General features: G+C 64.7%; 24 protein-coding genes. 7 read left to right on the top strand and 17 right to left on the bottom strand.

Going from position 1 to position 26,098, the window contains the following annotated elements:
* Positions 1-2 precede the first annotated feature (2 nt).
* Genes zwf through pgl form a run of 3 tightly spaced genes read left to right on the top strand, consistent with a single transcriptional unit; the run spans position 3 to position 3,192 of the window.
* Positions 3-1,547, top strand: a complete 1,545-nt coding sequence (zwf, locus tag AB0H22_RS20440; protein ID WP_180749882.1) for a glucose-6-phosphate dehydrogenase — start codon at positions 3-5, stop codon at positions 1,545-1,547.
* A complete protein-coding gene (opcA, locus tag AB0H22_RS20435) occupies positions 1,544-2,452 on the top strand; it encodes a glucose-6-phosphate dehydrogenase assembly protein OpcA (RefSeq protein WP_180749881.1) in 909 nt (302 codons plus the stop codon). Before zwf ends, opcA begins: the two co-directional genes overlap by 4 nt.
* Positions 2,449-3,192, top strand: a complete 744-nt coding sequence (pgl, locus tag AB0H22_RS20430; RefSeq protein WP_358148516.1) for a 6-phosphogluconolactonase — start codon at positions 2,449-2,451, stop codon at positions 3,190-3,192. The genes opcA and pgl overlap by 4 nt, the downstream gene beginning before the upstream one ends.
* Here the strand turns inward: pgl and AB0H22_RS20425 are convergent.
* From AB0H22_RS20425 to AB0H22_RS20405, 5 genes are all read right to left on the bottom strand, one after another.
* Positions 3,189-3,941, bottom strand: a complete 753-nt coding sequence (locus tag AB0H22_RS20425) for a hypothetical protein (RefSeq protein ID WP_180749879.1) — start codon at positions 3,939-3,941, stop codon at positions 3,189-3,191. The genes pgl and AB0H22_RS20425 overlap by 4 nt on opposite strands.
* The gene (locus tag AB0H22_RS20420; RefSeq protein ID WP_358148513.1) at positions 3,928-4,263 is read right to left on the bottom strand and encodes a hypothetical protein; all 336 of its coding nucleotides are present in this window, start codon (positions 4,261-4,263) and stop codon (positions 3,928-3,930) included. Before AB0H22_RS20420 ends, AB0H22_RS20425 begins: the two co-directional genes overlap by 14 nt.
* On the bottom strand, positions 4,260-4,646 hold the full coding sequence (locus tag AB0H22_RS20415) for a hypothetical protein (RefSeq protein ID WP_180749878.1): 387 nt from the start codon (positions 4,644-4,646) through the stop codon (positions 4,260-4,262). The genes AB0H22_RS20420 and AB0H22_RS20415 overlap by 4 nt, the downstream gene beginning before the upstream one ends.
* Before the next feature lie 266 nt (positions 4,647-4,912).
* The gene (secG, locus tag AB0H22_RS20410) at positions 4,913-5,149 is read right to left on the bottom strand and encodes a preprotein translocase subunit SecG (RefSeq protein WP_180749877.1); all 237 of its coding nucleotides are present in this window, start codon (positions 5,147-5,149) and stop codon (positions 4,913-4,915) included.
* 49 nt (positions 5,150-5,198) lie between these two features.
* Positions 5,199-6,440, bottom strand: a complete 1,242-nt coding sequence (locus tag AB0H22_RS20405) for a neutral zinc metallopeptidase (RefSeq protein ID WP_358148510.1) — start codon at positions 6,438-6,440, stop codon at positions 5,199-5,201.
* Between the two features lie 111 nt (positions 6,441-6,551).
* Here AB0H22_RS20405 and AB0H22_RS20400 point away from each other — a divergent pair, with 111 nt between their 5' ends.
* Positions 6,552-8,207, top strand: coding sequence for a DUF2207 domain-containing protein (locus AB0H22_RS20400; protein WP_358148781.1), 1,656 nt, complete (start codon positions 6,552-6,554; stop codon positions 8,205-8,207).
* A gap of 1 nt (position 8,208) precedes the next feature.
* Here the strand turns inward: AB0H22_RS20400 and tpiA are convergent, their stop codons facing one another.
* The 8 genes from tpiA to uvrC form a co-directional block, all read right to left on the bottom strand.
* Positions 8,209-8,994: a triose-phosphate isomerase gene (gene tpiA / locus AB0H22_RS20395; RefSeq protein ID WP_180749875.1), complete on the bottom strand. Its 786-nt coding sequence runs from the start codon at positions 8,992-8,994 to the stop codon at positions 8,209-8,211.
* Positions 8,995-8,998: 4 nt separating this feature from the next.
* Complete coding sequence (locus AB0H22_RS20390; protein WP_180749874.1) at positions 8,999-10,225, bottom strand: phosphoglycerate kinase; 1,227 nt, start codon at positions 10,223-10,225, stop codon at positions 8,999-9,001.
* 4 nt (positions 10,226-10,229) lie between these two features.
* Positions 10,230-11,252, bottom strand: a complete 1,023-nt coding sequence (gap, locus tag AB0H22_RS20385; RefSeq protein ID WP_180749873.1) for a type I glyceraldehyde-3-phosphate dehydrogenase — start codon at positions 11,250-11,252, stop codon at positions 10,230-10,232.
* Between the two features lie 56 nt (positions 11,253-11,308).
* Complete coding sequence (locus AB0H22_RS20380; RefSeq protein ID WP_180750333.1) at positions 11,309-12,553, bottom strand: MFS transporter; 1,245 nt, start codon at positions 12,551-12,553, stop codon at positions 11,309-11,311.
* Positions 12,554-12,700: 147 nt separating this feature from the next.
* A complete protein-coding gene (gene whiA / locus AB0H22_RS20375; protein ID WP_180750332.1) occupies positions 12,701-13,678 on the bottom strand; it encodes a DNA-binding protein WhiA in 978 nt (325 codons plus the stop codon).
* On the bottom strand, positions 13,675-14,751 hold the full coding sequence (yvcK, locus tag AB0H22_RS20370; protein ID WP_180749872.1) for a uridine diphosphate-N-acetylglucosamine-binding protein YvcK: 1,077 nt from the start codon (positions 14,749-14,751) through the stop codon (positions 13,675-13,677). The genes whiA and yvcK overlap by 4 nt, the downstream gene beginning before the upstream one ends.
* Positions 14,748-15,650 carry an RNase adapter RapZ gene (rapZ, locus tag AB0H22_RS20365; RefSeq protein ID WP_180749871.1) on the bottom strand — a complete coding sequence of 301 codons (903 nt, stop codon included), beginning with the start codon at positions 15,648-15,650 and terminating at the stop codon, positions 14,748-14,750. Before rapZ ends, yvcK begins: the two co-directional genes overlap by 4 nt.
* Positions 15,622-17,739: an excinuclease ABC subunit UvrC gene (gene uvrC, locus AB0H22_RS20360; protein ID WP_358148505.1), complete on the bottom strand. Its 2,118-nt coding sequence runs from the start codon at positions 17,737-17,739 to the stop codon at positions 15,622-15,624. The genes rapZ and uvrC overlap by 29 nt, the downstream gene beginning before the upstream one ends.
* A 201-nt stretch (positions 17,740-17,940) precedes the next feature.
* On the opposite strand from uvrC, the gene AB0H22_RS20355 reads away from it, so the two are divergent.
* The 3 genes from AB0H22_RS20355 to AB0H22_RS20345 are packed head-to-tail and all read left to right on the top strand — an operon-like array spanning position 17,941 to position 20,866.
* Positions 17,941-18,225: a hypothetical protein gene (locus tag AB0H22_RS20355; RefSeq protein ID WP_180750331.1), complete on the top strand. Its 285-nt coding sequence runs from the start codon at positions 17,941-17,943 to the stop codon at positions 18,223-18,225.
* Between the two features lie 18 nt (positions 18,226-18,243).
* Positions 18,244-18,879, top strand: a complete 636-nt coding sequence (locus AB0H22_RS20350; protein WP_358148503.1) for a hypothetical protein — start codon at positions 18,244-18,246, stop codon at positions 18,877-18,879.
* A 46-nt stretch (positions 18,880-18,925) separates the two neighbouring features.
* Positions 18,926-20,866, top strand: a complete 1,941-nt coding sequence (locus tag AB0H22_RS20345; RefSeq protein ID WP_358148779.1) for a gamma-glutamyltransferase family protein — start codon at positions 18,926-18,928, stop codon at positions 20,864-20,866.
* Between the two features lie 10 nt (positions 20,867-20,876).
* On the opposite strand, the gene eutC is transcribed toward AB0H22_RS20345, so the two are convergent.
* The 4 genes from eutC to AB0H22_RS20325 form a co-directional block, all read right to left on the bottom strand.
* Positions 20,877-21,650 (bottom strand): ethanolamine ammonia-lyase subunit EutC, encoded by a 774-nt coding sequence (gene eutC, locus AB0H22_RS20340; protein ID WP_180749868.1) that lies wholly within the window; start codon positions 21,648-21,650, stop codon positions 20,877-20,879.
* Positions 21,647-23,062 (bottom strand): ethanolamine ammonia-lyase subunit EutB, encoded by a 1,416-nt coding sequence (locus AB0H22_RS20335; protein WP_358148500.1) that lies wholly within the window; start codon positions 23,060-23,062, stop codon positions 21,647-21,649. The genes eutC and AB0H22_RS20335 overlap by 4 nt, the downstream gene beginning before the upstream one ends.
* On the bottom strand, positions 23,059-24,486 hold the full coding sequence (eat, locus tag AB0H22_RS20330) for an ethanolamine permease (protein ID WP_358148498.1): 1,428 nt from the start codon (positions 24,484-24,486) through the stop codon (positions 23,059-23,061). Before eat ends, AB0H22_RS20335 begins: the two co-directional genes overlap by 4 nt.
* 74 nt (positions 24,487-24,560) lie before the next feature.
* Entirely contained in the window at positions 24,561-26,084 is a 1,524-nt protein-coding gene (locus tag AB0H22_RS20325) for an aldehyde dehydrogenase family protein (RefSeq protein ID WP_180749865.1), read from the bottom strand.
* Positions 26,085-26,098: the final 14 nt, after the last annotated feature.

Here is a 26,098-nt window from a genome sequence, read left to right as displayed (position 1 = left end):
CGGTGGCAGCCACATCGAGTGCGCCACACGAACTAAACCCGTTGCGGGACAAGCGCGATAAGCGTTTGCCGCGTATCGCGGGACCCTGTTCGCTGGTGATCTTCGGCGTCACCGGCGATCTGGCCCGCAAGAAATTGATGCCGGCCATTTACGACCTCGCCAACCGCGGGCTACTCCCCCCAACCTTCGCATTGGTCGGATTCGCGCGTCGCGACTGGGCCAACGAGGACTTCGGTCAGATCGTGCTCGACGCCGTCAAGGCGCATTCGCGCACGCCGTTCCGCCAGCACGTATGGGACCGGCTCGCCGAGGGAATCCGGTTCGTGCAGGGAAGTTTCGACGACGACGCGGCCTTCGAACAGCTCAAGAAGACGCTGCAGACACTCGATGAGGAACGCGGCACCGGCGGGAATCACGCCTTCTACCTGTCGATTCCGCCGAAGGCCTTCCCCGACGTATGCGAGCAGCTGTCCAAGTCGAGTCTCGCGCAGCCGGTAGACGGCGCCTGGCGCCGGGTGGTGATCGAGAAACCGTTCGGCCACGACCTGCAGAGCGCCCGTGAGCTCAATGCCGTGGTGAACAAGGTGTTCCCGGAGGAGTCGGTGTTCCGCATCGACCACTACCTCGGCAAGGAGACGGTGCAGAACATCCTGGCGCTGCGTTTCGCCAACCAGTTGTTCGACCCGATCTGGAATGCCCACTTCGTGGACCATGTCCAGATCACCATGGCCGAGGACATCGGATTGGGCGGCCGCGCAGGTTATTACGACGGTATCGGCGCGGCCCGCGATGTCATCCAGAATCACCTGCTTCAGCTGCTGGCGTTCACCGCGATGGAGGAGCCCATCAATTTCTCCCCCGCCGAACTGCAGGCCGAGAAGATCAAGGTGATGTCGGCCACCCGGCTGGCCGAGCCGCTCGCCGAAACCACCGCCCGCGGGCAGTACGGACCGGGCTGGCAGGGCAGCCAGCAGGTGCCCGGCCTGCTGGAGGAGGAAGGCTTCTCCAAGGAGTCGACCACCGAGACCTTCGCGGCCATCACGCTGGAGGTGGACAGCCGCCGTTGGGCGGGTGTCCCGTTTTACCTCCGGACCGGAAAGCGCCTGGGCCGCAGGGTCACCGAGATCGCGCTGGTGTTCAAGCGGGCACCGCATTTGCCTTTCGACTCCACGATGACGGAGGAACTGGGCGCCAATGCGCTGGTGATCCGCGTCCAGCCGGACGAAGGTGTCACGCTGCGGTTCGGCTCCAAGGTCCCCGGCAATGCCATGGAGGTACGGGACGTCAACATGGACTTCTCGTACGAGCAGGCGTTCACCGAGGAATCACCGGAGGCATACGAGCGGTTGATCCTCGATGTGCTTTTGGGTGAGCCTTCGCTGTTCCCGGTGAACGCCGAGGTCGAATTGTCCTGGCAGATCCTGGATCCGGCACTGGACTTCTGGGCATCGGGCGGCAAGCCCGAGACCTACGAGTCCGGGACCTGGGGCCCGCAGTCGGCATTCGACATGATGGCCCGTACGGGACGCGATTGGAGGCGGCCATGATCGTCGATCTGCCCGATACCACCACCAACGACGTCAACAAGAAGCTGGTGGAGCTGCGCGAGACCGGCGGTGCCGTCACCATGGCTCGGGTGCTGACCCTGGTGGTCATCACCGATGCCGGTGACGATGTCGAAGAGGTCATCGAGGCCGCCAACGGTGCCAGTCACGAGCATCCGTGCCGGGTGATCGTGCTGGAACGCAATCCGCTGGCCTCGGAAAAGGGGCTGGGCGCACAGATCAGGGTCGGTGGCGACGCGGGCGCCGGCGAGGTGGTCGTGCTGCGGCTGCGTGGTCCGCTGGCGGCACACGAACACAGTGTGGTGATCCCCTTCCTGTTGCCCGATACTCCGGTGGTGGCCTGGTGGCCCAACCAGGCACCGGCGGTTCCGGCGAAAGATCCTCTGGGACGCTTGGCGATCCGGCGTATCACCGATGCGACGACGGCTGCCGAACCCATGCATGCCATCAAGAACCGGCTCGCCGGGTACACCCCCGGAGACACCGACCTGTCCTGGAGCCGGATCACCTATTGGCGGGCGCTGCTGGCCTCCGCCCTGGATCAGCCCCCGTATGAGGGCATCAACTCGGCAGTGGTGTCCGGGCTGGCCACCGAGCCGGCGTTGGATGTCATAGCAGGGTGGCTGGCCTCACGCATCGAAGGACCCGTCACCCGAGTGGTCGGCGAGCTCAAGGTGGAACTTCACCGCGACAGCGAGGTTGTCGCGCTGAGCCGCCCACAGAACGGGACAATCGCGACATTGGCCCGGACCGGCCGACCCACGGCATCTCTTCCACTGCCGCGCAGGGAGACACGTGACTGCCTGGCCGAGGATTTGCGCCGCCTCGACCCCGACGAGATCTACCGCACGGCGCTCGAGGGAATCGGGAGAGTTCAGTACACATGAGCGAAACCTTGATCGAAAAGTACTCGGACACCGATGCTTTGGTAACCGCAGCTGGCGACCGGCTGGCGCTGGCGATCGCCGGTGCCCTCACCGAACGCGGTAAGGCTCTGATCGTGCTCACCGGTGGCGGCACCGGAGTTGCGCTGCTCAAACACCTGCGCGATGTCGCCAGTGATCTGGACTGGGAAAATGTGCACGTCTTCTGGGGTGATGACCGGTACGTCCCGAAAACCGATCCGGAACGCAATGCGTGGCAGGCCTGGGAGGCATTGCTGGAGCATGTGAACTTTCCGCTGCGCAATATGCACGCGATGCCCAACAGCGAAAGCGAATACGGCACCGATCTGGACGCCGCCGCACTCGGCTACGAGCAGCTGCTGGCGGCCAATGCCGAGCCCGGCCAGGATTGTCCCGAGTTCGACGTCCACTTGCTGGGCATGGGCGGTGAAGGGCACATCAACTCGCTGTTCCCCCACACCGACGCCGTCAAGGAGACGCAACGGCTTGTGGTGGCAGTCCCCGACTCGCCCAAGCCGCCGCCCCAGCGCATCACGTTGACATTGCCCGCCATTCAGCGCTCGCGCGAGGTGTGGCTGATCGTCTCCGGCGAGGCCAAGGCCGAAGCGGTGGCAGCGGCAATCGGCGGGGCCGACCCCATCGATATCCCCGCCGCGGGTGCCAAGGGCACCGAACGTACGGTGTGGCTACTCGACGAGGCCGCGGCGAGCCAGCTGAGCTAGCTCTCGTGGCCCTGACCGGCAGCGAAGAGCGCATCGGGATCTATCGACAGGCCATGCTCGGTCGATGCCGCAGACGCCGGCTGCGGCTGGCTGACGGCCGCCACGGGGATCGGGGCGACGGCCGGTCCTGGCGCCGGGGAGCGCATCCGCTCCACATTCGCCGCGAATTCCGCGACGCCCTCTCGGATCGCGGCCGCATGTTCGTCGAGACGGTCGAGAAGCTGGGACAGGGTGCGCCCCATCTTGTTTCCGAGCTCGGACGCATCGGCCACCGCGGAGGCGATAGTCGTCGCCACGCTGCCACCCTGGGTGATGGGCGAGGCGGCCCGCGCGGCCGTGAACTCGGTGATGATGTCGTCCACGTACCCCTCCACCCATTGTCCGAGCATGCTTCGGGTGTGTGTGACCAGATCGGTCACGACATTGATGCGCTGGTTGACGTTCGACGCGACGAGACGCAGCTCTTGTAGCGCATCGTCGATGAGACCAGACGACTCGCCGAATCCCGTTGCCGCCGCACCACTGTGACCGTCACCGAGCGCACTGAGAACCGCCGACAGCTCCTGCTGAACGTTGGTCACATCGGCAATGCAGTAGCGCCAGAAGGTGGCCTCGGCGGAAGCTGCGGCCGGGTCACCCCGGAGCGCATCGAGTGGTTCTTCGAGGAACTGCACATGCTCGACCAGGAAGCCCAATCCGGCGTCGTGGAGGCGAGTGAGCGGTTTCAGCTCGGCGTCAAGGGTGTCCACCGAGCCCTTCACCAATCTTCGTCATCGCGGCCGCCGTCTGATCCTCAGCGTCGGCAATCTGCCGGGCCTGATCGTGCAGACGCTGTCCCGTCTCCACAATGACATCGCCAAGGGTCCGGACCGCGTCCGTCAACTGGTCAATGCTCCCCCGCACGGATATTACAAAATCCGACGACACCGCCCCCAGGTCCTGTTCGCCAAGCCCCTCGCCGTGCTGATCGAGCAGGAGTTGTACCGATCCCCCAACGCCCTCAAGATTTGCCGCCTCGTGCAACACCACATCGCGGTCAAACCGGAAGTTTCCGCTCATCCCCCCGCTCATGACGTCGGTCCCAGATGCTCACCCTCCCCCAGGTGCCCCCCGTCCAGGTAGCCCTTGACGTAATCCATGGCTGGTCCGTCGCCGGTGAGGTCATGCAGCGTGCTGTGGATCTGGCTGGCCGCATTGACCTGCGCCGCGGCAATGGTCCTGGTGATGATCGCCGACAGATCCCGCGCGTCCATCGACAGCGTCGCCTCGTCCAGGTCCAGTGCCTCGATGCGTCCGCCCGACCCAACGGTCACCGCCACGCCCAAATCATCCTTCGCATGGCCGCGAACCAGCCCCACGGTCTGCTGCACATACTGGGCACGCTGCCCAAGAACCTCCAGGCGATCCTGGTATTCACGAATCCATTGGCGGGGGTCACCACGGCACTCCGACATGACGAGGGGCTCCTTTCCGGTGGTCACGGACGGTGAAACGGGAACGTCCCCTCCGCGTCCCCGGTCCACCGACCGCTGCTGGCATCTGTCGATTTCTGTGCCATACATAGAGATTGATGGGTTGAGGACGCCAATCGGTTCCATGAATTTTGAAGAAATTTCTTCGCAAATAAGAGAAACATGGACTACCTGCGACGATATCTGATGCAGAAACAAAACAGCGGACTACCTGTGTAGTAGTCCGCTGCCGGTGAAGCGAGGTGACGCTATCCGCCGAGCTTGATCTCCAAGCCGACGCCGACGATCGAGATCACCCAAATAGCGGCGACGAAGTAGGTGAGCCGGTCTAGGTTCTTCTCCACCACGGTGGAACCGGAGAGACTGGACTGGACGCCACCACCGAACAGTGTGGACAGGCCGCCGCCCTTAGCGCGGTGCAGCAGCACCAGCAGCACCAGCAGCAGGCTGCTGACGATCAGGACGATCTGCAACGCAAATTCCATGGGGGTCAGCCTACCGGCTTAGCTCCCGCCGCCTGCGCAGGGACGCCGGTCAGCTCACTTCGGAACTATCGGCCAACCAGGTGTTGCATTGCCACAGGCGATTCTTCAGCGAGCCGTGTCGCCACCATGACTCCGCATGCTGATTGGAACCGTGGTCACGCTTCGACTGCTGTCCATCACCTCGATCTTGGTCGTTCCACGCGAGGTCGAGTTCATGCTGGGTGATGGTGCCCCCACGTCGAGAGCCGAGAAACATCCCGGAGAAGCATTGCGCTTGTAGCTCTGCACGCCGGGACAGCTCGAGCCCCTGCGGAGAATCCACACCCGCACGCCGTCGCTGATTCCAGTATTCGGACCAAATGCCGCTGAGCTCTTGGCCGTGGTGTCCATACTCGTGCGCATAGACAGCCAGGTAGATGCCGTCATGATTTCCGTACCTACTCGGCGAGGTACCCACGGTCGACATGTAGATCGTGTCGTTCGACGGACAGTAGAAGGCGGCCGTCTGCGTTCCGAAGTTCTTGTCTCCACACGGCGAATCCACATAGTTTCCGGCCACGACCAGTCCGGGCGACGACCATGGCAGATCGTGCCCGTCGAGTAGGCGCCGCCACTCCGGATCCATGCACCCGCGTAAGTCCCGGTAGAACGCGTCCGCGTGGGGAATGTCAAACGGCCAGGTACTCGTCGAGCAGGGCGCGTTGGTGAATCCCCAGTCCCCCTGAAACAACGGGTTGTTGCCGAGCGCAGCGACCGGCTTCGGTCTCGGCGGAGGTGGTGGCGGGGGCAGTGTCCATTGGGTCGTGGTGGACGTTCGCCGCGACGTGGCCGTTGTCGAAGCGCTCGACGCGGCCGCACTGCGCGATGCCGTCAGCGGATACCGGTAGGACGACGTCTGTGCCCTTGTCGCGGAGGTTCGGGTTGAGCCGCCCTCGCTAACGTCCACGGCTCGTTTGACGAGCACCGCAACCACCGTGACCACCACGAGCCCGAAGGCCACAGCACCGATGATTAGGGCGGTCGCAATACCCCCGCCACCCCGGCCACCAGGGGGCTGCCGTAGCGGCAGCGGGCGATACCCGTAGGCAGCGGGCGGTGGATACACCGGACGCGCCGGCGGCAACTGATACCCGGGCGACATGGGGGGCGGTGGATACCCGGTGAAGGAAGGAGCCTGCGGCGGACGCCAACCACGTTGAGGTGGAGCCATCGGCATCGGGGCGGGGCCCGGTAACGGGGCATTCCATCCGGGCACCGGCCTGGGCCTGCCGTACTGCCGCATTGGCTCCATCGCGTTCCCCCCGCTGTCCCCGACACATCCTGCGAATGCGGGCCAGCATATCGCTGACCTAGGGTTACCGGCGTGGGAGAGATTGCGCGCGGGGCGCCTTTGCGGCTTTTGATGTGTCTGTCGGTTTGTGCCGGATGGCTTATCGCCGCGACACCGGTGCGCGCAGACGACCCGATCGGCACCGTCGCTGTTGCCATGAACCTGGCCGACGACGGCACACTAAATGTCACCGAAACCATCGCTCCCGCTAAAGATCAAGTGCTGCAACGACGTCTCCTGCTCGACGTGGCTGCCGAAGGCAATAGGATTCAGCATTTCGAAGTCGACAAGGTTGCTACCACCGGTGACGCAGAGGCTATCTCGGACGGCAAAGCGCTGACCGTGGTCGCTCATGGCCCGGCCACCGTCGCCTACGCCGTCCGGGGCGCTGTTGCCGATATCGGCGATCGGCAACAGGTGTCGTGGCCCTTCGCATCCGGTTGGGGCTCCGGCCTGCAGAATGTCACAGCATCCTTCGCCTCTCCCACCACCAAACCCGACTCCCCCGAGTGCGCCCTCGGTGCACCCGGTGCTCAAACTCGTTGCACTGCAGCTCAGATCGATCACACCGGGGTTATCCGAGTGCAGCAGGCTGAACTGCCGCCGGAGACGATCGCCACCTTCACCGTCATGCTGCCGTCCGGCACTGTCCCCGCGAGTGCCGTCTTCACGACGATCCCGGGTCCGCCAGGTCCCTTTGCCCTGACCTGGCTGTCGATAGCCGCACTGGCGGGTCTTGGCATCATCGCGGCCGCGATGACAGGCTGGGTGATAATCGCGCGCCGCCGCGATGCGCACGCCGCCGAAATCCCTGTCGCCCCAGTCGATCCCTTGTTACACGATGAGAACGGAACAAGATTCGCAGCGCCGGACGGGGTGCTCCCCGGGCAGGTCGGCACCGTCGTCGACCTGCGGGTCGATGCCGTGGACCTGACCGCGACGATCGTCGACCTGGCGGTCCGCGGATACCTATGGATCGCCGAAACAACCGGCTCCGGTGGGCAACTCGACTGGCAGATATCTCGTCGTGCACCCGAAGACAGCCTCCTATCCGTCTACGAGACCCGGCTTCTGGGCATCCTGCTTCCCGATGACACAGAGACGGTGTTTCTGTCCAGCCTCCAAACACCGGGCTCTCGACTGGATCTCGGCAGTCTCGCCGAGGCGATGTACGCCGACGCGCAACTCAACCGGTGGTTTCGACGCTCACCCGAACACCTGGGCACACTGACGCGCTGCGGAATCGGCGTGCTGCTCGCCGGTCTCGTGCTGACCACCGTGCTGGCGCTTAGCATCGGCAGCGCCATGATCGGGGTCGCGGTATGCGGCGTGGGCGCCTTTTGTGCGCTGACCGGCATGCTGCTTCCGGTCCGGACCGCACGTGGTCAGTTGCTGGTAGCCCACGTGGCAGCGCTGCGTGGATACCTACGCGAGCTCGACCTTGAGGCTCTGGCCGCCGAGGACCGGGAGATCGTCCTGACCCGGGCCGCGCCCTACGCCGTGGTTCTTGGTCAGCTCGGCGGATGGCTCAAGGCAATCGAGACACTCGACACCACCGCCGACGGTTCACCTGGAATCGACTGGTATGACACCGTTTCCACGGACAATGAACGCAAGGACCTGACAGCAAGCACGGCCGATATCACCGCGCACCTGCCGGCCTTCCTCACCGCCCTCGACGGAGTGATGGCGCGCGGCGCACACCTGCAGAACCTGTCGCAGGGCTGAGCTACAGCAGCGGTCCGCCCGCGGCGATCGCCGACATCTGGGCGAACTGCTCACCGTCCAGTGATGCGCCGCCGACCAGGGCACCGTCGACATCCTCTTGCGCGATGAGCTCGCCCACGTTCTTGGCGTTGGCGGAGCCGCCGTACAGGACGCGCACCGATGCCGCCACATCCGCGTTGGCGATCTGCACCAACTCGGCGCGGATCGCTGCACACACTTCCTGCGCGTCGGCGGCACTGGCCACCCGGCCGGTGCCGATGGCCCACACCGGCTCGTAGGCGATGACGACCTGTGCGACCTGCTCGGCGGACAGCCCGGCCAGCGAGCCGCGCAAAGAGTTCACGTTGTATTCGACGTGGTCCCCCGCTTCGCGGATATCGAGGGCTTCACCGATGCAGACGATCGGCGTCAGACCGTGTTTGAGTGCCGCGGCCGCCTTGGCGGCGACCAGAGCATCGTCCTCGGCGTGGAACTGGCGACGCTCGGAGTGCCCCACGACGACATAGGTGGCACCCAGCTTGGCCAGGAACACACCGCTGATCTCACCGGTGTAAGCGCCCGAGTCGTGTACCGACAAGTCCTGTGCGCCATAGGTAAGACGTAGTTTGTCCCCGTCGACCAGGGTCTGCACGCTCCGAATATCGGTGAACGGCGGAATGACCGTCACGTCCACCTTGTCGAAATACTTGTCCGGCAACGAGAATGCGATCTTCTGCACCAAAGCGATGGCCTCATAGTGGTTGAGGTTCATCTTCCAGTTGCCGGCAATCAGCGGCTTACGTGACATGTACCTAGCTCTCTAGTACGTCGATACCCGGAAGGGACTTGCCCTCAAGGTATTCCAGCGAGGCCCCACCGCCGGTGGAAATGTGGGAGAAACCGTCGTCCGGCAGGTCCAGCGCGCGCACCGCGGCTGCCGAATCGCCGCCGCCGACCACACTGAACGCACCCTTTTCGGTGGCCGCGATGATGGCCTCGGCCACACCCCGAGTGCCCTCGGCGAACGCCGGGAACTCGAACACGCCCATCGGTCCGTTCCAAAAGATGGTCTTGGCGTTGGACAGCACAGCGGTGAATCGCTTCACCGACTCCGGTCCGATGTCCAAGCCCATCTTGCCGTCCGGAATAGCATCAGCGGCAACGATTTCCGATGGTGAATCGGCCGAGAACTCGTCGGCCGCCACAATATCCATCGGCAGGTGGATCACATCGGCGTAGGTGTCTAGAAGCTTGCGGCAGACGTCGATCTGGTCCGGTTGTACCAGCGACTTGCCGACCGGCAGCCCCTGTGCGGCCAGGAAGGTAAAGCACATCCCGCCGCCGATCACCAGGCTGTCCGCCTTGGTGGCCAGCGACTCGATAACCGCCAGCTTGTCCGAGACCTTCGACCCGCCGAGTACAACCGCGTACGGACGCTCGGTGGAGGCCGTCAGCACGCGCAGTACTTCCACCTCGGCGGCCACGAGCCCGCCGGCGTAATGCGGCAGCAAGGTCGCTACGTCGTAGACGGAGGCCTGCTTGCGGTGCACCACCCCGAACCCGTCGGAGACGAAGGCGCCACCGGTACCCGTTGGGCCGCTGACTAATTCGGCCAGCTCCTGCGCAAGTGCCAGTCGCTGCGCATCGTCCTTGCTGGTTTCCCGTGGGTCGAACCGGATGTTCTCCAGCAGCAACACGTCACCATCGGTCAGACCCTCGGCACGCGCGAGTGCATCGGTCCCGACGACATCGCCCGCGACCTGCACGTGCTGACCCAACAGCTCGCTGAGCGCCGCGCCCACCGGAGCCAGGGACAGCTTCGGGTCCGGCTTACCGTCCGGGCGGCCCAGATGCGCGGTCACGATGACCTTGGCCCCGGCACCCGCGAGCGCGCGGATGGTCGGGACCGAGGCCACGATGCGGCCGGGATCCGTGATGTTGAGATTGGCGTCGAGCGGGACGTTGAGGTCCGACCGGACCAACACGCCCTTGCCCGAAACTCCCTCGGTCAGCAGGTCGTTGAGCGACTTGATGCCCATGCGGCTAGAGCGACTTGCCGACCAGGCCGACCAGGTCGACGAGGCGGTTCGAGTAACCCCACTCGTTGTCGTACCAGGAGACCACCTTGGCCTGGTTGTCGATCACCTTGGTCAGCCCCGCGTCGAAGATCGAGCTATGCGGGTCGGTGACGATGTCCGAGGACACGATCGGCGCGTCGTAGTACTTCAAGATGCCCTTGAGCTTGCCCTCCGCAGCGGCCTTCATGGCGGCGTTGATATCGGCAGCGCTAGCGGCCTTGGCGAGCTCCACGGTGAGGTCGGTCGCCGAGCCCGTGGGGATCGGCACGCGCAGGGCGTAACCGTCCAGCTTGCCCTTGAGCTCGGGCAGCACCAGGCCGATGGCCTTGGCCGCGCCGGTCGAGGTCGGCACGATGTTCAGCGCGGCGGCACGGGCACGACGCAGGTCGCTGTGCGGGCCGTCCTGCAGGTTCTGGTCCTGGGTGTAGGCGTGGATGGTGGTCATCAGGCCCTTGACGATGCCGAACTCGTCGTTGAGCACCTTGGCCAGCGGTCCGAGGCAGTTCGTGGTGCACGAGGCGTTGGAGATGATGTTCTGGCTGCCGTCGTACTTGTCATCGTTGACGCCGAGCACGATCGTGATGTCCTCGTCGCTGGCGGGCGCGGAGATGATGACCTTCTTGGCGCCGGCGTCCAGGTGACCCTGCGCCTTGGCGCGCGCGGTGAAAATGCCGGTCGATTCGACGACGACGTCAACACCCAGGTCACCCCAGGGCAATGCCGCCGGCCCTTCGCGGACCTCGAGGGCCTTGATCTTGTGGTCGCCGACAACGATGGTGTCGTCGCCCTCCAGGCTGACGTCGTAAGGCAGCCGGCCCAGGATCGAGTCGAACTTCAGCAGGTGGGCCAGGGTGGCGTTATCGGTCAGATCGTTGACCGCGACAATCTCGATGTCGGTGTTGATCCCTTGAGCCTTCTGCGCGTCCAGTGCCCGAAAGAAGTTCCGGCCGATCCGGCCAAACCCGTTTACGCCTACCCGGACAGTCACGTAGCGCTCCCTCTTTGTCGGTTTCTCATGTGGTGTACCCGTTATCGGCACTCACATTAGCCCAGGGGGTGCGCCATTTCGTCCCGGCCCAGTCGGGCGACGATATGGGCGACGACCGCCAGTACCAGAGGCGCGACTCCCGCAATGACGAACACCGTCGTGTTGCCGATGACATGAGCCACCGGGACCACGAGCGCGAAGGAAGCGGGCAGACCGACCAGGGACACAAAGAAGTCCATGCTGGCCGCACGCCCGAGCATCTCCTCGGGTACCCGGCGTTGCATCAGGGTGCCCCAGATGACGTTGGCTGCCTGCATGGTGCCGCCCACGATGATCATCGCGAGGGCAATCATCCAGACATGACCGGTGAACCCGATGAGTACCAGGGGTAGCGAGCCTGCTCCCCACATCAGGATCATCACCGTCAGATATCGGCGAGCCAGCGGCAGCGAGGACACGATGAACGATCCGACCGCACCGGCCAGACCGAAGAACGCCAGCACGGTGGCATGTGTGCCGGGGTCACCGCCGTGGTCACGGATGACGAATGGCAGCAGGATCTCGATGGGGCCGACGACCACCAGTACATAGCCGATCGCGAACAGCAGAGTGGCGAAGAACCAGGTGGTTCGCACCATGTATCGGAACCCGTCCGCCAGGTCGGTGAGTGCCCGGCGCAACGGATGCAGCTTCACTTCCGCCGCGGCGGCCGGCTCGTGGTTGTGCCGGACCAGCAGCAGGCAGCAGAAGCCGGCCGCGGCGAGAACGCCCTCCAGAAGGAACGCACCGCCCGGCGACCACACGCTGACTATGGCCGCGCTGACCGCGGGCCCCGCCGCCAGCTGCATCACCGGCCGTAGTACACCTTCAATTCCGTTGGCGGCCAAAAGTTCATCGGCAGGCAACAGGCTCGGCAACAGCGCGGTGTAGGCGGGTATGTAGAAACCCTCGGCGATACCGAATAGCAGCGAGTTGAGCGCCAGATGCCATATGTGGGCCGTGCCGGTCAGGACGAGCGTCGCGGTGGCGAACATCAGCACGGTCTGCAACGCGAGCGAACACCGCATCACCCACAGCTTGGGCAGTCGGTCGGCGGCGACACCTGCGGGCAGCACACTGACCAGCAGCCCGACGCTGAACGCGGTGCCGACGACTGCCACCTGTGCCGGCCCAAGACCCATCCGAATGACCTGCCAGACGAGGGCCACCGTCCACATTCCGTTGCCCAGCAGCGTGACCGCCAGACCCAGCGTCAACCGTCGATAGTCGCGGTGCCGGAGGGGGCGTAACGCCCGCGGCAGGCGGGAGGATTGCTGGTGTGGCTCCTCGCCCGAAGAGTCCTCAAGGGACTCTTCGGTTTTCAACTGCTTGGAGATCTCCACCGGCCCAGCGTACGAAAGCACCCCGACAATTCGCCAACAGTTTTAGTCGGCGGCTGCCCTGTCGATCTAGGCCTCTTCGAGCAGCTCCGGGGTGACGGCGGATTCGGTGTCGGGGACACCCTCGGTCTTGGCCTTGCGATCGGCCATCGACAACAGTCGTCGGATACGGCCCGCGACAGCATCTTTAGTCATGACCGGATCCGCGAGGCGGCCCAGCTCCTCGAGCGATGCCTGACGGTGCTCCACACGCAGTTTCCCCGCCGCCGAGAGATGGTCGGGCACCGTGTCACCAAGGATTTCGAGCGCCCGCTCCACGCGGGCCGCGGCTGCGACGGCGGCTCGGGCCGACCTGCGCAGGTTCGCGTCGTCGAAGTTGGCGAGCCGATTGGCCGTTGCCCGCACCTCCCGCCGCATTCGGCGTTCTTCCCAGGTCAGCCGGGTGTCCTGGGCGCCCATCCGGGTGAGCAAGGCGCCGATGGCCTCACCATCGCGCACGACCACACGGTCGCTCCCTCGTACTTCACGAGCCTTGGCACTCACCCCGAGCCGCCGAGCCGCACCCACCAGCGCCAGTGCGGCCTCGGGCCCTGGGCAGCTGACCTCCAGCGCCGAAGACCTTCCGGGTTCCGTCAGCGAGCCGTGCGCCAAGAAAGCGCCCCGCCACGCTGCCTCGGCATCGGCGACACTGCCGCCGACCACCTGCGCGGGCAACCCGCGGACCGGGCGACCGCGCAGGTCGAGCAGTCCGGTCTGCCGGGCGAGGGACTCCCCGTCCTTGGCGACGCGCACCACATATCGGGTTGTCTTGCGGATACCGCCCGCCGACAGCACGTGCACGACGGCGCTGTAGCCGTACAGATCAAAGATGTCTTTGCGCAGGCGCCGCGCGATGCTGCCCTGGTCCACCTCCGCCTCGACGACGACCCGGCCGCTGACGATGTGCAGTCCGCCGGCGAATCGCAGCAGCGACGCGACCTCGGCGCGACGGCTACTGACCTGAGTCACCACTAGGCGGCTCAGTTCGTCCTTGACCTCGGCGGTCATCGCCACGTGGCGTCCCCTCTCTGGCTTCCGTGCTGCGTGTGTCCGCCGCCCGTTGTCAGGCGCGCCGTGGATTCGGCATCTACTGCTGCGGCCGGAGCCGCACTACTCGTCCGTATTCGATCCAAGACCGCCGCCAGTTTCGCGGGGTCATGTAAATGTGTACCAGGACGCGCAACATCAGCGAACTGAACCTGCGCATTGAACAAGGCGGCCGCTCTGGTCAAGTGGTCACGCTCGGTGTTGTCCGCTGACGCGGATTCGACGACGATGTCGTGCACGCCGAACTCGGGAGCGTGCTGCGAGAGTACGTGCAAATGGCGCTCGGCGGAAAAGCCCGCCGTCTCCCCCGGCTCCGAGGCAAGGTTCAAGATCAGGGCCTTGCGGGCTCGTGTCTGCTGCAACGCCGCAAAAAGATCGGGCACCAGGACATGCGGGATAACGCTCGTGAACCACGAACCAGGTCCCAGAACCACCAGGTCGGCGGCCATGATCGCCTCCACGGCCTGCCGGGTGGCGGGTGGATCGCCCGGGTACAGACGCACCCGGCGCACCTTGCCCGGCGTAGTCGCCAGGGCCACCTGTCCACGGATCACCCGGCTCATTCGTGGGTCGGACTCCAGGCCCGATACATCGGCCTCGATCTGCAGGGGAATCGGACACATGGGGAGGACGCGCCCGGTGATGCCGAGCATGCGACCCATCTCGTCGAGCGCGGTGACCGGGTCGGCGAGCATGTCGGTGAGCCCGGCCAGGATCAAGTTGCCAATCGGGTGCCCCGCCAACCCACCGCTGCCTCCCAGCCGGTGCTGAATGGCGGTCGCCCACATGCGGCCGCGCGGGCTGTCGGAGGCGAGCGCCGCCAACGCCATGCGCAGATCACCCGGTGGCACGATCCCGAGCTCGGAGCGGATTCTCCCGGACGATCCGCCATCGTCGGACACCGTGACCACGGCGGTGATGTCGTGGGTGAGCCGTCGCGCTGCCGATAACGTCGCGTACAGACCGTGCCCGCCACCGAGGGCAACGATGCTGGGTTCTCGTCGTGCAAACGGCTGATCGATGCCGGGGTTCATTCGCGCCCCAGGTCCCGGTGCAATACACGTACCGACAGGTCTTCGGAAACAAGGAGCCTCGACAGGGCCTCCGAGACAGCGACACTGCGATGCTTGCCGCCGGTACAGCCGACCGCAATTGTCATGTAGCGCTTTCCCTCTCGCCGGTAACCGTCGATCACGAGGTTCAGCAGCCGATGGTAGGTGTCCAAGAACTCGTCCGCACCGGGTTGGCTCAATACGTACTGGCTGACCGACGGATGCTGCCCGGTATGCGGTCGCAGCTCGTCCACCCAATGCGGGTTTGGCAGGAAACGGACATCGACGACCATATCGGCGTCCATCGGCAGCCCGTATTTGAATCCGAAGGATTCCACGGTAACGCTCAGATGCGCCACCGTCTCGGTGCTGAAGGCACGTTCGATGGCGGCGCGCAGCGCGGGCACAGGTAGCGAGGAGGTGTCGATGACCAGATCGGCCGAAGCCCGCAGGGTTGAGAGCAGCGCGCGCTCGGCGGCTATGCCCTCGGCAAGTGTTTGACCGCCCTGTAGGGGGTGGCTACGCCGGTTCTGTTCGTAGCGACGCACCAGGCTTTCGTCGGATGCCTCCAGGAACAGCACACGCGGGTTGATCCCCCGGGTAGCCAGGTCGGCACGCACCGACTCCAGGTCACCGTTGAAACCCCGGGACCGCACGTCCATCACAACCGCCAGCTGGGTGATGCGTGAACCGGCGGCAAGGCCGAGGTCGACCATGCGGGTGATCAGCTCGGGCGGCAGGTTGTCGGCGACGTACCACCCGAGGTCTTCGAGGACCTTGGCGGTGGTGCCTCGTCCCGCGCCGGATAGGCCCGTGACCAGGACGACGTCGATATCGGCGTTCGCGGTCTCGCTAGGGGGATGGAATGTCATCGACTCCATTTTCGACCATGGCGGGCGCCGGCGCTTCGGTTGCACCAGAAGTTGCACGCGAACTTGTCCTGAAACCGGCACCCGAAGCCGCACCTGTGTTGCCGACGAGTGCTTCACGAACTGCGAGCGCGGTAGCGGCGCCGATACCCGGCACCGTCGTGATCTCCTCAACGCTGGCCTTCTTGAGCTGCGCCACGGAGCCGAAGTGGGAGACGAGGGCCGCACGCCGGGCCTCGCCCAAACCCGGTATGCCGTCGAGTACCGAGGCCGTCATCCGCCTGGACCGCTTGCTGCGGTGGAACGTGATGGCGAACCGATGCGCCTCGTCGCGGACTCGCTGCAGCAGGTACAGCGCCTCACTCGTTCGGGGCAGGATCACCGGATCGGGCTCGCCCGGCACCCACACCTCTTCGAGTCGCTTGGCCAGACCGATCACGGCGACGTCGGTGACACCCAATTCGCTCAGTTCCGCGGCGGCGGCATTGACCTGCGGCGCACCGCCGTCGACCACAAAAAGGTTCGGCGGATAAGCGAATTTGCGTGAACGTCCTTCCGGAGCCGCGAAGCCGGCCACGTCCGACCCCGAAGCCGCGAAGCCGGCGACACCCGACGCAGCGGATATTTCCGCACGATCCTGTTGCTGATCCTGGACATGCCGGGCGAATCGTCTCCGGGTGACCTCCGCGATCGAGGCGACGTCGTCGGAGCGACCTTCGCCCGCAGCCTCTTTGATGCTGTAATGGCGATAGTCGGTCCGACGGGACAGTCCATCCTCGAAGACGACCAGCGAGGCCACCACATCGGTGCCCTGGACGTGGCTGATATCGATGCATTCGATGCGCAGCGGTGCCTGCTCAAGGCCCAGTGCATCCTGAAGCTCCTGCAACGCGGCAGATCTCGTGGTCAGATCGCCCGCACGCTTGAGCTTGTGCTGGGACAGGGCCTCTTTCGCGTTGCGCTCTACCGTCTCCGCGAGCGCCTTTTTGTCGCCGCGCTGCGGGACGCGCAGGCTGACCCGTGAACCCCGAAGACCGGTCAGCCAGGAGGTCATACCCTCGGCATCGCGCGGCAGTACCGGCACCAGGACCTCGCGCGGCACCGGCGCCAGGTCCGTGTTGTCCGTGTCCGTGTCGGCAACGTGGGCGAGATCGGCCTGGTCCCCGTAGAACTGGGTGAGGAACTGTTCGACCAGCCCCTTGAGATCGGAATCACCTGGGTCGCCGGATTTTTCGACGATCCAGCCGCGTTGACCACGAACCCGCCCGCCACGAACATGGAACACCTGTACGGCGGCTTCCAGCTCGTCGTCGGCGAAGGCCACCACATCGGCATCGGTGCCATCGCCGAACACCACGGTCTGGCGCTCCAGAGCACGCTGCAGCGCAGAGATGTTGTCCCGCAGTCGCGCGGCCCGCTCAAAATTGAGTTCCTTGGAAGCATGATTCATTTCACGTTCCATGTCGCGGACCAAGCGATCCGTCTTGCCCGCCAGGAAATCACAGAAATCAAGCACGATCTCGCGGTGCTCTTCGGCGCTCACCCGCCCGACACAGGGCGCCGAACACTTCTCGATGTATCCCAGCAGGCAGGGTCGATCAATCTGCTTGTGCCGCTTGAACACTCCGTTGGAGCAGGTACGCGCCGGAAACACCCGGGTGAGCAGATCGAGGGTCTCCCGGATGGCCCAGGCGTGCGAGTACGGACCGAAGTAACGCACCCCCTTGCGTCGGGGTCCGCGATAGACAAACAGCCGCGGATACTCCTCGTTCAACGTGACGGCCAACACCGGATACGACTTGTCGTCGCGGTAGCGGACATTGAAGCGCGGATCGAACTCCTTTATCCAGTTGTATTCCAGCTGCAGAGCTTCGACCTCGGTGCCCACCACGGTCCACTCGACGCTGCCCGCGGTGGTGACCATCTGCCGGGTGCGCGGATGAAGGCTCGCGATATCAGCGAAATACGAGGTAAGCCGGCTGCGAAGGCTCTTGGCCTTACCGACATAGATGACCCGTCCGTGCGGATCGCGGAATCGATAGACCCCCGGCTCGACGGGTATCGAGCCGGGAGCCGGTCGATAGGTCGAGGGATCGGGCACGTATCAAGGCTAGTCCGGCGGTCCGACGCCCAAGCCCACCGACAGATCGGGAAGCACGATCATTCGGTCCCCGATAGACGGACTTCCCTGGAATCTCAAGGAAGTCGCCTGACGTCGATTTCATGATCCGCTAATCTCAGAGAATCCCATCAACGCCGAGGCTAAGGAGCGACAACGGTGCGTAGATTGCCCACGGGAGTCATTCCCGCACTAGCCGCCGCGGCGGCAGTCCTATCCCTGGCCACCGCGATTCACGCCCTGGCCCGGCCGTCCAACGATGCCGATGCCGTCATCAACAGCCTGCAGTCCAGCGGCTATCGCGTGACCGTGACGCGGCTTGGCTCGGGACATCCCGACAATTGTGTCGTCCAATCCGTCAATCAACAGTCGCCGGTCTCCAATGTCGCCAGTGCCCGCGATATGCGAAACAGGCCAACATCGGTTCCCGTCTCCACCAAGGTCGCCCACGTCACGCTGGCGTGCTAACAGATAAGGACGAGTTGGATGAAAATCAGCGTTAGCGCCCTGGCAGTCGCCCTAGTCGCGATGAGCGGAATCGCGGTGTCTCCTGCGATCGCCGCCGCCGACCCCGATACCCCGGCGCCGACACCAGAATCTGAAACCTCCTCTCGGACAGCGATACTCCCGGTCTTCCCACATGAGGGTATCCGCGTCAGGACCGGGAAACCCGGAGAGCTGCTGACGATCCGGCTGCCCGATCAAACTCCCCTGACGCCCGCAGAATGGGGTCCAGACGGGGAGGCGACCTACCGATCGGCGGACACCGACTACACCGTGACGCCTCTTGTCGACGGTGGCGAGTACTTCACCATCGTCAAGAAGAATCCGTCCGACTCGTTCGATTACGACCTGCACCTGGGACTCCCCGCGGGCACGCACTGGGTGCGCCATAACACCACCCTGCTGATCGAATCCGATGGCGCCGGACCGGATCAGCCGGCCCTGCTGATCGGAATGTTCGCATCACCCAAGGTGACCACCGGCAAGGGCGCCGAGATTCCGTTGACCGTCAAGATCGATCCCGAAGGCGAGGTGGAGTTCTCCGCCCAGAGCCCCGAGCTCGTCAACACGCCCGTCGAAATCGGATTCTCTTACCACCCGGTGGATACCGCCCCCTAGCCGCTAACGTCATGGAACTGTGAGGACTCCGACGGGACCATTGGCCTTGCCGCTAGCCCGACCAATAGCACTAGCCGCTGTCGCGCTTCTCGCCGTCGCTGGCTGCTCGACCGATCATGCGACGCGGCCGGGCACCGGATCAGAGCCGTGCAGCATCGTCACCAATGGCACCCCCGTGACGAAAACCGCTGTCGCCGGCACCACGACGGCGCGCAATATCTCCACCAATCCCGAGGTGGCCACCGGTTATCGCCAGGGCATGTCAGCGGTCCGCACCGCGAGCTACGCCGTCGCGACCGCCAACCCGCTGGCCACCCAGGCCGCCTGCCGGGTGTTGCGTGACGGCGGATCGGCCGCCGACGCTCTGATCTCCGCGCAAGCGGTGCTCGGGCTGGTCGAACCGCAATCCTCCGGTATCGGCGGCGGCGGGTTCCTCGTCTACTACGACGCCGCAACGGGCGCTGTCGAGGCATTCGACGGCCGAGAGGTCGCACCCGCCGCGGCCACGGAGAACTATCTACGTTGGATCGACGATGCCAACAGGGCCGAACCCGCACCCGACGCACGATCATCTGGCCGTTCGATCGGCGTGCCCGGAATTCTCCGAATGCTCCACGACGCGCATGCCGAACACGGCACCGTGCCCTGGCGCGACTTGTTCACTCCGGCAGTTCAGTTGGCCGATGAGGGTTTCGAGATCAGTCCACGACTTGCGGCCGCGATCACCGATTCCGCGACCAGCCTTGCCGTCGACCAGGAAGCCGGAACGTACTTTCTCAATTCCGACGGATCGGCGAAATCCGCCGGGACAAAGCTCACCAATCCCGCCTATGCGAAAACCCTTGGCGCCATTGCCACCGACGGACCGGATGCCCTGTACCGGGGTGCGATTGCCGAGGACATCGTCGCCGCGGCAGCGGACACCTCCGCGGGACGCACCCCGAGCCTGATGACGACCGCAGACTTGGCCGGGTATACGGCCAAGAAGCGTGAATCTCTCTGCACCACGTACCGCGACCACCAGATCTGTGGAATGCCGGCGCCCTCTTCGGGCGGTATCGCCGTCGCCGCCACCTTGGGCATCCTGCAGAACTTTCCAATGGCCTCGTACCGACCCACCGATATCGATCTCGACGGCGGAAAGCCGACCGTCGACGGCGTCCACTACATCGCCGAGGCCGAGCGGCTGGCCTACGCGGACCGCGACAAGTACGTCGCCGATACCGATTTTGTTGCACTGCCCGGGAATTCACCAGACGCGCTGCTCAACCCGACCTATTTGGCGGGACGCGCCAAGCTGATCTCCGGCGAGAAGACCATGGGCACAGCGAAGCCCGGTGAATTCGATATCCCGCTGTCCGAAGCAGTCTCCACTCCAGAGCACGGCACCAGCCAGATCACCGTCGTCGATGCACGTGGTAACGCGGCATCGCTCACCACCACAGTCGAATCCGCCTTCGGCTCCTTCCACATGGTCGATGGCTTCATCCTCAACAACCAGCTCACCGATTTCTCGGCCGAGCCGGTGGGTAAGGACGGGCTTCCGATTGCCAACCGCCTGCAACCAGGCAAACGGCCGCGCAGTTCCATGGCCCCTACCCTGGTCTTCGAACGCGCAGAGTCCGGCAAGCGTGGTGCGCTGCTGTTGGCACTCGGGTCACCGGGTGGTGCGGTGATCATCCAATTCGTCGCGAAAACCCTGGTTGGCATCCTGGATTGGGGACTCGACCCGCAGCAGGCGGTATCGATGGTGGATTTCGGCGCCAACAACTCCACCAAGACCAATGTCGGCGGTGAGCACCCCGGAGTCGACGCCCGCGACAACGGCGCCGACGATCCACTGGTCCAGGGGCTGCGCACGCGCGGCCATGCCGTTGACGTCTCCGATCAGTCCAGTGGCCTGTCGGCGCTGGTGCGGCGGGGGCCCGGATGGATCGGCGGCGCGGATCCGCGCCGCGAGGGCCTCGTCATGGGCGACACCGGCTAGGAAACCGAAGTCAGCCCAGCTCCCTCTGGCCGGCATCGTCGATCGCGTAGGCGCGCGAGGTGTCCTTGAGCGACACGCCGGAACGGCCTAACCGATGCGCGCCGCTGACGAGGCTCGCCGCGATGTGCGCGGCCTCCCGGTAACTGAGCCCGTCGGGCGGGTGGATGTTGGAGATGCAATTGCGGTCGGCGTCGGTGCACCCCGTACGCGGCAGATGCGTGAGGTAGATACCGAGACTATCGACGACACTGAGTCCGGGCCGCTCGCCGATGATCACAATCAGCGTGCGGTACCTCCCCTGCGCGGCGATGTGGTCGCCCAGCGCTACCCGGGCCTGCGTGGCGATCACCGGAGCAGCCAGGGTGTATGAGTCGGCGAGCTGCGAAACGAGTTCGCGCACGAGCGGGACAGCATGACGCATGAGGGCCGTAGGCGACAGACCATCGGCGAGCACGAATCCGATATCTGGCGCACCGCGCGGCACCGCAGACAAATCGGAGGGCAACCTGCCGAGGTCAGGTCTGCGCAAATACTCTTCGCGAGAGCTCACTTGGCTGGTAACCACCGTGGGCGTCCCCAGCCCGACCCGGCCGACTTCGGCGGCCAAACGCTCCGCGTCCAGGGGCACATGCACAGCATCACGGGCCGCCGCGTGGGCAGCCGCCAAGTCCAGGACGTCCCGAGTGTGCAGCCCATTGCCGGCCCGGTCCAAACCGATCCGGGCTTGGGTGTTCAACCGCAGTTCTTTCCAAAACTTCTGGCGGGCAACATCACCGGTCGTCATTGGGCGCCCGACGTGGTCAGTGCACGCAACGGCGAGCTCGCCACGTCGAAAGGTGTGAGACGGCCGCCCTCGTCGATCATTCCGATATCGTGCAGCCACTGCTCGAACTCTGGTGCCGGACGCAGGCCCAGCGTCCGGCGCGCCTGCAGGACATCGTGAAACGACAGACTCTGATAGCCGAGCATGACATCGTCGGCACCGGGGACGGTGATGACAAACGCCACTCCCGCGGCGGCAAGCAGGATCAGCAATGCATCCATATCGTTCTGGTCGGCCTCGGCGTGGTTGGTGTAGCAGACGTCGACACCCATCGGCAGGCCGAGCAGCTTGCCGCAGAAGTGGTCCTCCAATCCAGCGCGGATGATCTGTTTGCCGTCGTAAAGGTATTCCGGCCCAATGAATCCGACGACGGTGTTAACCAAGAACGGCTCTAGGTCGCGGGCCACCGCGTAGGCGCGGGCCTCTAGTGTCTGCTGGTCCACTGGTTTACCGCCGGTACCCATATGGGCGTGGGAGCTCAACGCCGACCCCTGCCCCGTTTCGAGATACATGACGTTGTCACCGACGGTCCCCCGGCGCAGCGACCTGGTCGCATCGCGGCCTTCACGCAGCAGCGCAATGTTCACTCCGAATGCAGAATTGGCGCCCTCGGTGCCGGCGATCGATTGGAACGTCAAGTCGACCGGCGCTCCCCGTTCGATCAATCCGATCGTCGTGGTGATGTGCGAGAGAACGCACGACTGGGTTGGGATGTCGTAGCGCGATCTGATGGAGTCGAGCAGGTAGAGCAGATCCGATGTGGCGTGCGGTGAATCGGTCGCCGGGTTGATACCGATGACTGCGTCACCGCAACCAAGAAGCAGCCCGTCAAGCACGGCCGCAGCGACTCCGCGGGGGTCGTCGGTGGGGTGATTCGGCTGCAGGCGGGTGGCCAGCGTGCCCTTGCCGCCGACGGTGGTGCGGAAGGCGGCGGTCACCTGGATGGCGGCCCCGACCGCTATCAGATCTTGATTGCGCATGATCTTGCTAACCGCTGCCGCCATCTCGGGGGTTATCCCTGCGGTCACGGCGGCGATCCGCTGGGTACCGTCATCGTGGGAAGCTCTCTCCAACAACCAGTCCCGAAAACCGCCGACGGTCAGATGTGAGATGGCAGCGTAGGCCTGGCGGTCGTGGCTGTCGATGATCAGCCTGGTGACCTCGTCGGTTTCATAGGGCACCACCGTCTCGTTGAGAAAAGTACCGAGTGGCAGGTCCGCGAGAACCCATGCCGCAGCTGCCCGTTCGGCATCGGAGTCCGCCGCGCACCCGGCAAGTTGGTCACCTGAACGCAGCGGAGTGGCCTTGGCCATCACGTCCACGAGCCCGTCGAAGGTGTAGTTCACCCCAGCGACCTGCTGCCGGTATTTCACGTGAGCTCGCTCTCTGCCTCCGCGAGCATCGCGAACTCCTCATCCGGCGAATTCGCCACCAAACGATGGCGGCTATAGAGCGCGAAGTACACCATGAAGGCCGTGAACACGGCGAGGCACAGGCCCGCGGCCACCGGATTGACCAGGAATGTCGCGATAACGGCCAGCACCGCGATGAACAGGGCGAAGCCGGTGGTGACGATGCCACCCGGCGTGCGGTAGGGCCGCGGCATATTCGGTTCGCGCACCCGCAGCACGATGTGGCTGACCATCATCAGTACATAACTCAGGGCAGCACCGAAGACCGCCATGTTCAACAACAGATCGCCGTGCCCGGTCAGCGACAGCGCGAATCCGATGATGCCGGGGACGATCAGCGCCAGCGTCGGCGCTTTCCGGGAGTTGGTTACCGACAGAATCGTCGGGAGATAGCCCGCGCGGGAGAGCGCGAACAGCTGTCGTGAGTATGCGTAGATGATTGAGAAGAAGCTCGCGATGAGCCCGGCCAACCCGATGTAGTTGACCAACTTGGCGGCGGTGCCGTGACCGAGCGCCTCGACGAGTGGATTGCCTGAATCCGAAATCTGTTCCGCACCACCGGCTCCAGTGGTCAGAACCAGCGCCGCCGCACAGGTCACCAGCAGCACGCCGATCGCCGCGATGATCCCGCGCGGCACATTGCGTTCCGGGTTGGCGGTCTCCTCGGCGGCCAGCGGAACGCCCTCGACGGCGAGAAAGAACCAGATCGCGAACGGAATGGCGGCCCAGATGCCCAGGTAGCCATGCGGCAGGATGCTGGAAGCCCCGGCCGCAGTTTCGTCCACCGCGATATTGGTCAGGTTGTGGATGTCGAAATGGCCTGCCGCGGCGACCGCGAAGATCAGCAGGCCCACCAGGGCAATCGCGGTGATGGCGAACATCACCTTGAGCGCCTCACCGACACCGGACAGGTGAATCCCGATGAACAGGGCGTAGGCGGCCAGGTAGACCCACCATCCGTTGGTGATGCCGAACAGCCCGAGCGACTGGACGTACGCGCCGATGAAGGTGGCGATGGCGGCCGGGGCGATCGAGTATTCGATGAGAATCGCGGTGCCCGTTGCAAATCCGCCCCATGGGCCAAGCGCGCGGCGCGCGAAGGTGTAGCCGCCGCCCGCTGTCGGGAGCGCCGAAGACAGCTCCGCCATACCCAGTACCAGCGCCAAGTACATGCCGGCGATCACCACGGTGGCGATCGCCAGCCCGCCGAACCCGCCTTGGCCGAGGCCGAAGTTCCAGCCCGAATAGTCGCCGGACACCACATAACTCACCCCGAGGCCGGCCAGCAGCAGCCAGCCCGCACTCCCCGATCTGAGTTGGCGCTTGCGCAGATAGTCCGCGCTCTCCCGATGCTCCTCGACTATGCCGTGCTTGGTGGTCGCCATATCGTTTCCTTGCTCTCTGCAGTTCAATTCAGTGGGGTGACTTCACTTTCGGGGTGATGCCGAGATGGCGATGGTCAGAAGAATCCCTGGGCCTTGGAGCTGTAGGACACCAGCAGGTTCTTGGTCTGCTGGTAGTGGTCGAGCATCATCTTGTGGTTCTCGCGGCCGATGCCTGATCGCTTGTAGCCGCCGAAGGCGGCGTGCGCGGGGTACTGGTGGTAGCAGTTGGTCCACACGCGGCCCGCCTTGATATCTCGCCCGGCGCGGTAGGCGATATTGCCGTTGCGGCTCCACACTCCCGCACCCAGCCCGTACGGGGTGTCGTTGGCAATGGCGATCGCGTCGTCGTAATCGGCGAAGGAGGTCACGGCCAGCACCGGCCCGAAGATCTCCTCCTGGAAGATCCGCATCGAGTTGGTCCCGGCGAAGACCGTCGGTGTGACGTAGTAGCCGCCCGACAGGTCGCCGCCGAGTTCGGCACGCTCGCCGCCGGTAACCAGCCGTGCCCCTTCGGATTTGCCGATCTCGATATAGGACAGGATCTTCTCGAGCTGCTCATGGGAGGCCTGCGCCCCCATCATTGTCTCGGTGTCCAGCGGGTCGCCCTGGCGGATGGCCTTGGTGCGGATGGCGGCCAGCTCCAGGAACTCGTCGAAGATATCGGCCTGTATCACGCTGCGCGAAGGACAGGTGCAGACCTCGCCCTGGTTGAACGCGAACATCGTGAACCCTTCCAGGGCCTTGTCCTGGAAATCGTCACCGGCGGCCATCACATCGGAGAAGAAGAGGTTGGGGCTCTTACCGCCGAGCTCCAGTGTCACCGGGATCAGGTTCTGGCTGGCGTACTGCATGATCAAACGGCCCGTGCTGGTTTCTCCGGTGAACGCGATTTTGGCAATCCGGCTGCTGGATGCCAGCGGCTTGCCCGCCTCCACCCCGAACCCGTTGACGATGTTCACCACACCCGGCGGCAGGAGATCGCCGATGAGCGAGAACAGGTACAGGATCGACGCCGGGGTTTGTTCGGCGGGCTTGAGTACCACCGTGTTTCCTGCGGCGATCGCCGGGGCGAGTTTCCAACTTGCCATCAACAGCGGAAAGTTCCACGGGATGATCTGTCCGATGACACCGAGGGGCTCGTGAAAGTGGTAGGCGACGGTGTCCTCGTCTATTTGCGATAGTGAACCCTCTTGCGCCCGAAGGACACCGGCGAAGTACCGGAAGTGATCGACGGCAAGCGGGATGTCGGCGTTGAGGGTTTCGCGGATGGGCTTGCCGTTGTCCCATGACTCGGCGACGGCGATGGACTCCAGGTTGGACTCCATCCGGTCGGCAATCCTGTTGAGGATCAGTGCCCGATCGGCCGGTGAGGTCTTGGCCCAGCCGGTCGCCGCGGCGTGTGCGGCATCAAGCGCCTTCTCGACATCGGCTTCATCGGAGCGGGGTATCTCGCAGAACACCTGCCCCGTCACCGGGGTGCGGTTCTCGAAGTATCGCCCCTGGGCCGGGGGAACCCATTGCCCACCAATGAAATTCTCGTAGCGGGACGCAAAGGTCATCAGCGATCCCTCTGCACCCGGGCGGGCATAAACAGTCACGGCGGTCTCCTGCC

It is taken from the genome of Mycobacterium sp. NPDC050853 (assembly GCF_040653875.1).
Classification (GTDB): domain Bacteria; phylum Actinomycetota; class Actinomycetes; order Mycobacteriales; family Mycobacteriaceae; genus Mycobacterium.
This window is presented reverse-complemented; position numbering and strand designations above follow the sequence as displayed.

Excerpts from the sequence above, each read along its gene's own strand:
- AB0H22_RS20420 (WP_358148513.1), bottom strand. The coding sequence starts at position 4,263 with ATGAGCGGGGGGATGAGCGGAAACTTCCGGTTTGACCGCGATGTGGTG.
- AB0H22_RS20350 (WP_358148503.1), top strand. The coding sequence starts at position 18,244 with ATGAAAATCAGCGTTAGCGCCCTGGCAGTCGCCCTAGTCGCGATGAGC.
- rapZ (WP_180749871.1), bottom strand. The coding sequence starts at position 15,650 with ATGGAGTCGATGACATTCCATCCCCCTAGCGAGACCGCGAACGCCGAT.
- yvcK (WP_180749872.1), bottom strand. The coding sequence starts at position 14,751 with ATGAACCCCGGCATCGATCAGCCGTTTGCACGACGAGAACCCAGCATC.
- whiA (WP_180750332.1), bottom strand. The coding sequence starts at position 13,678 with ATGACCGCCGAGGTCAAGGACGAACTGAGCCGCCTAGTGGTGACTCAG.
- secG (WP_180749877.1), bottom strand. The coding sequence starts at position 5,149 with ATGGAATTTGCGTTGCAGATCGTCCTGATCGTCAGCAGCCTGCTGCTG.
- AB0H22_RS20405 (WP_358148510.1), bottom strand. The coding sequence starts at position 6,440 with ATGGAGCCAATGCGGCAGTACGGCAGGCCCAGGCCGGTGCCCGGATGG.
- opcA (WP_180749881.1), top strand. The coding sequence starts at position 1,544 with ATGATCGTCGATCTGCCCGATACCACCACCAACGACGTCAACAAGAAG.
- pgl (WP_358148516.1), top strand. The coding sequence starts at position 2,449 with ATGAGCGAAACCTTGATCGAAAAGTACTCGGACACCGATGCTTTGGTA.
- AB0H22_RS20400 (WP_358148781.1), top strand. The coding sequence starts at position 6,552 with ATGTGTCTGTCGGTTTGTGCCGGATGGCTTATCGCCGCGACACCGGTG.
- tpiA (WP_180749875.1), bottom strand. The coding sequence starts at position 8,994 with ATGTCACGTAAGCCGCTGATTGCCGGCAACTGGAAGATGAACCTCAAC.
- AB0H22_RS20390 (WP_180749874.1), bottom strand. The coding sequence starts at position 10,225 with ATGGGCATCAAGTCGCTCAACGACCTGCTGACCGAGGGAGTTTCGGGC.
- eutC (WP_180749868.1), bottom strand. The coding sequence starts at position 21,650 with ATGACGACCGGTGATGTTGCCCGCCAGAAGTTTTGGAAAGAACTGCGG.
- AB0H22_RS20415 (WP_180749878.1), bottom strand. The coding sequence starts at position 4,646 with ATGTCGGAGTGCCGTGGTGACCCCCGCCAATGGATTCGTGAATACCAG.
- eat (WP_358148498.1), bottom strand. The coding sequence starts at position 24,486 with ATGGCGACCACCAAGCACGGCATAGTCGAGGAGCATCGGGAGAGCGCG.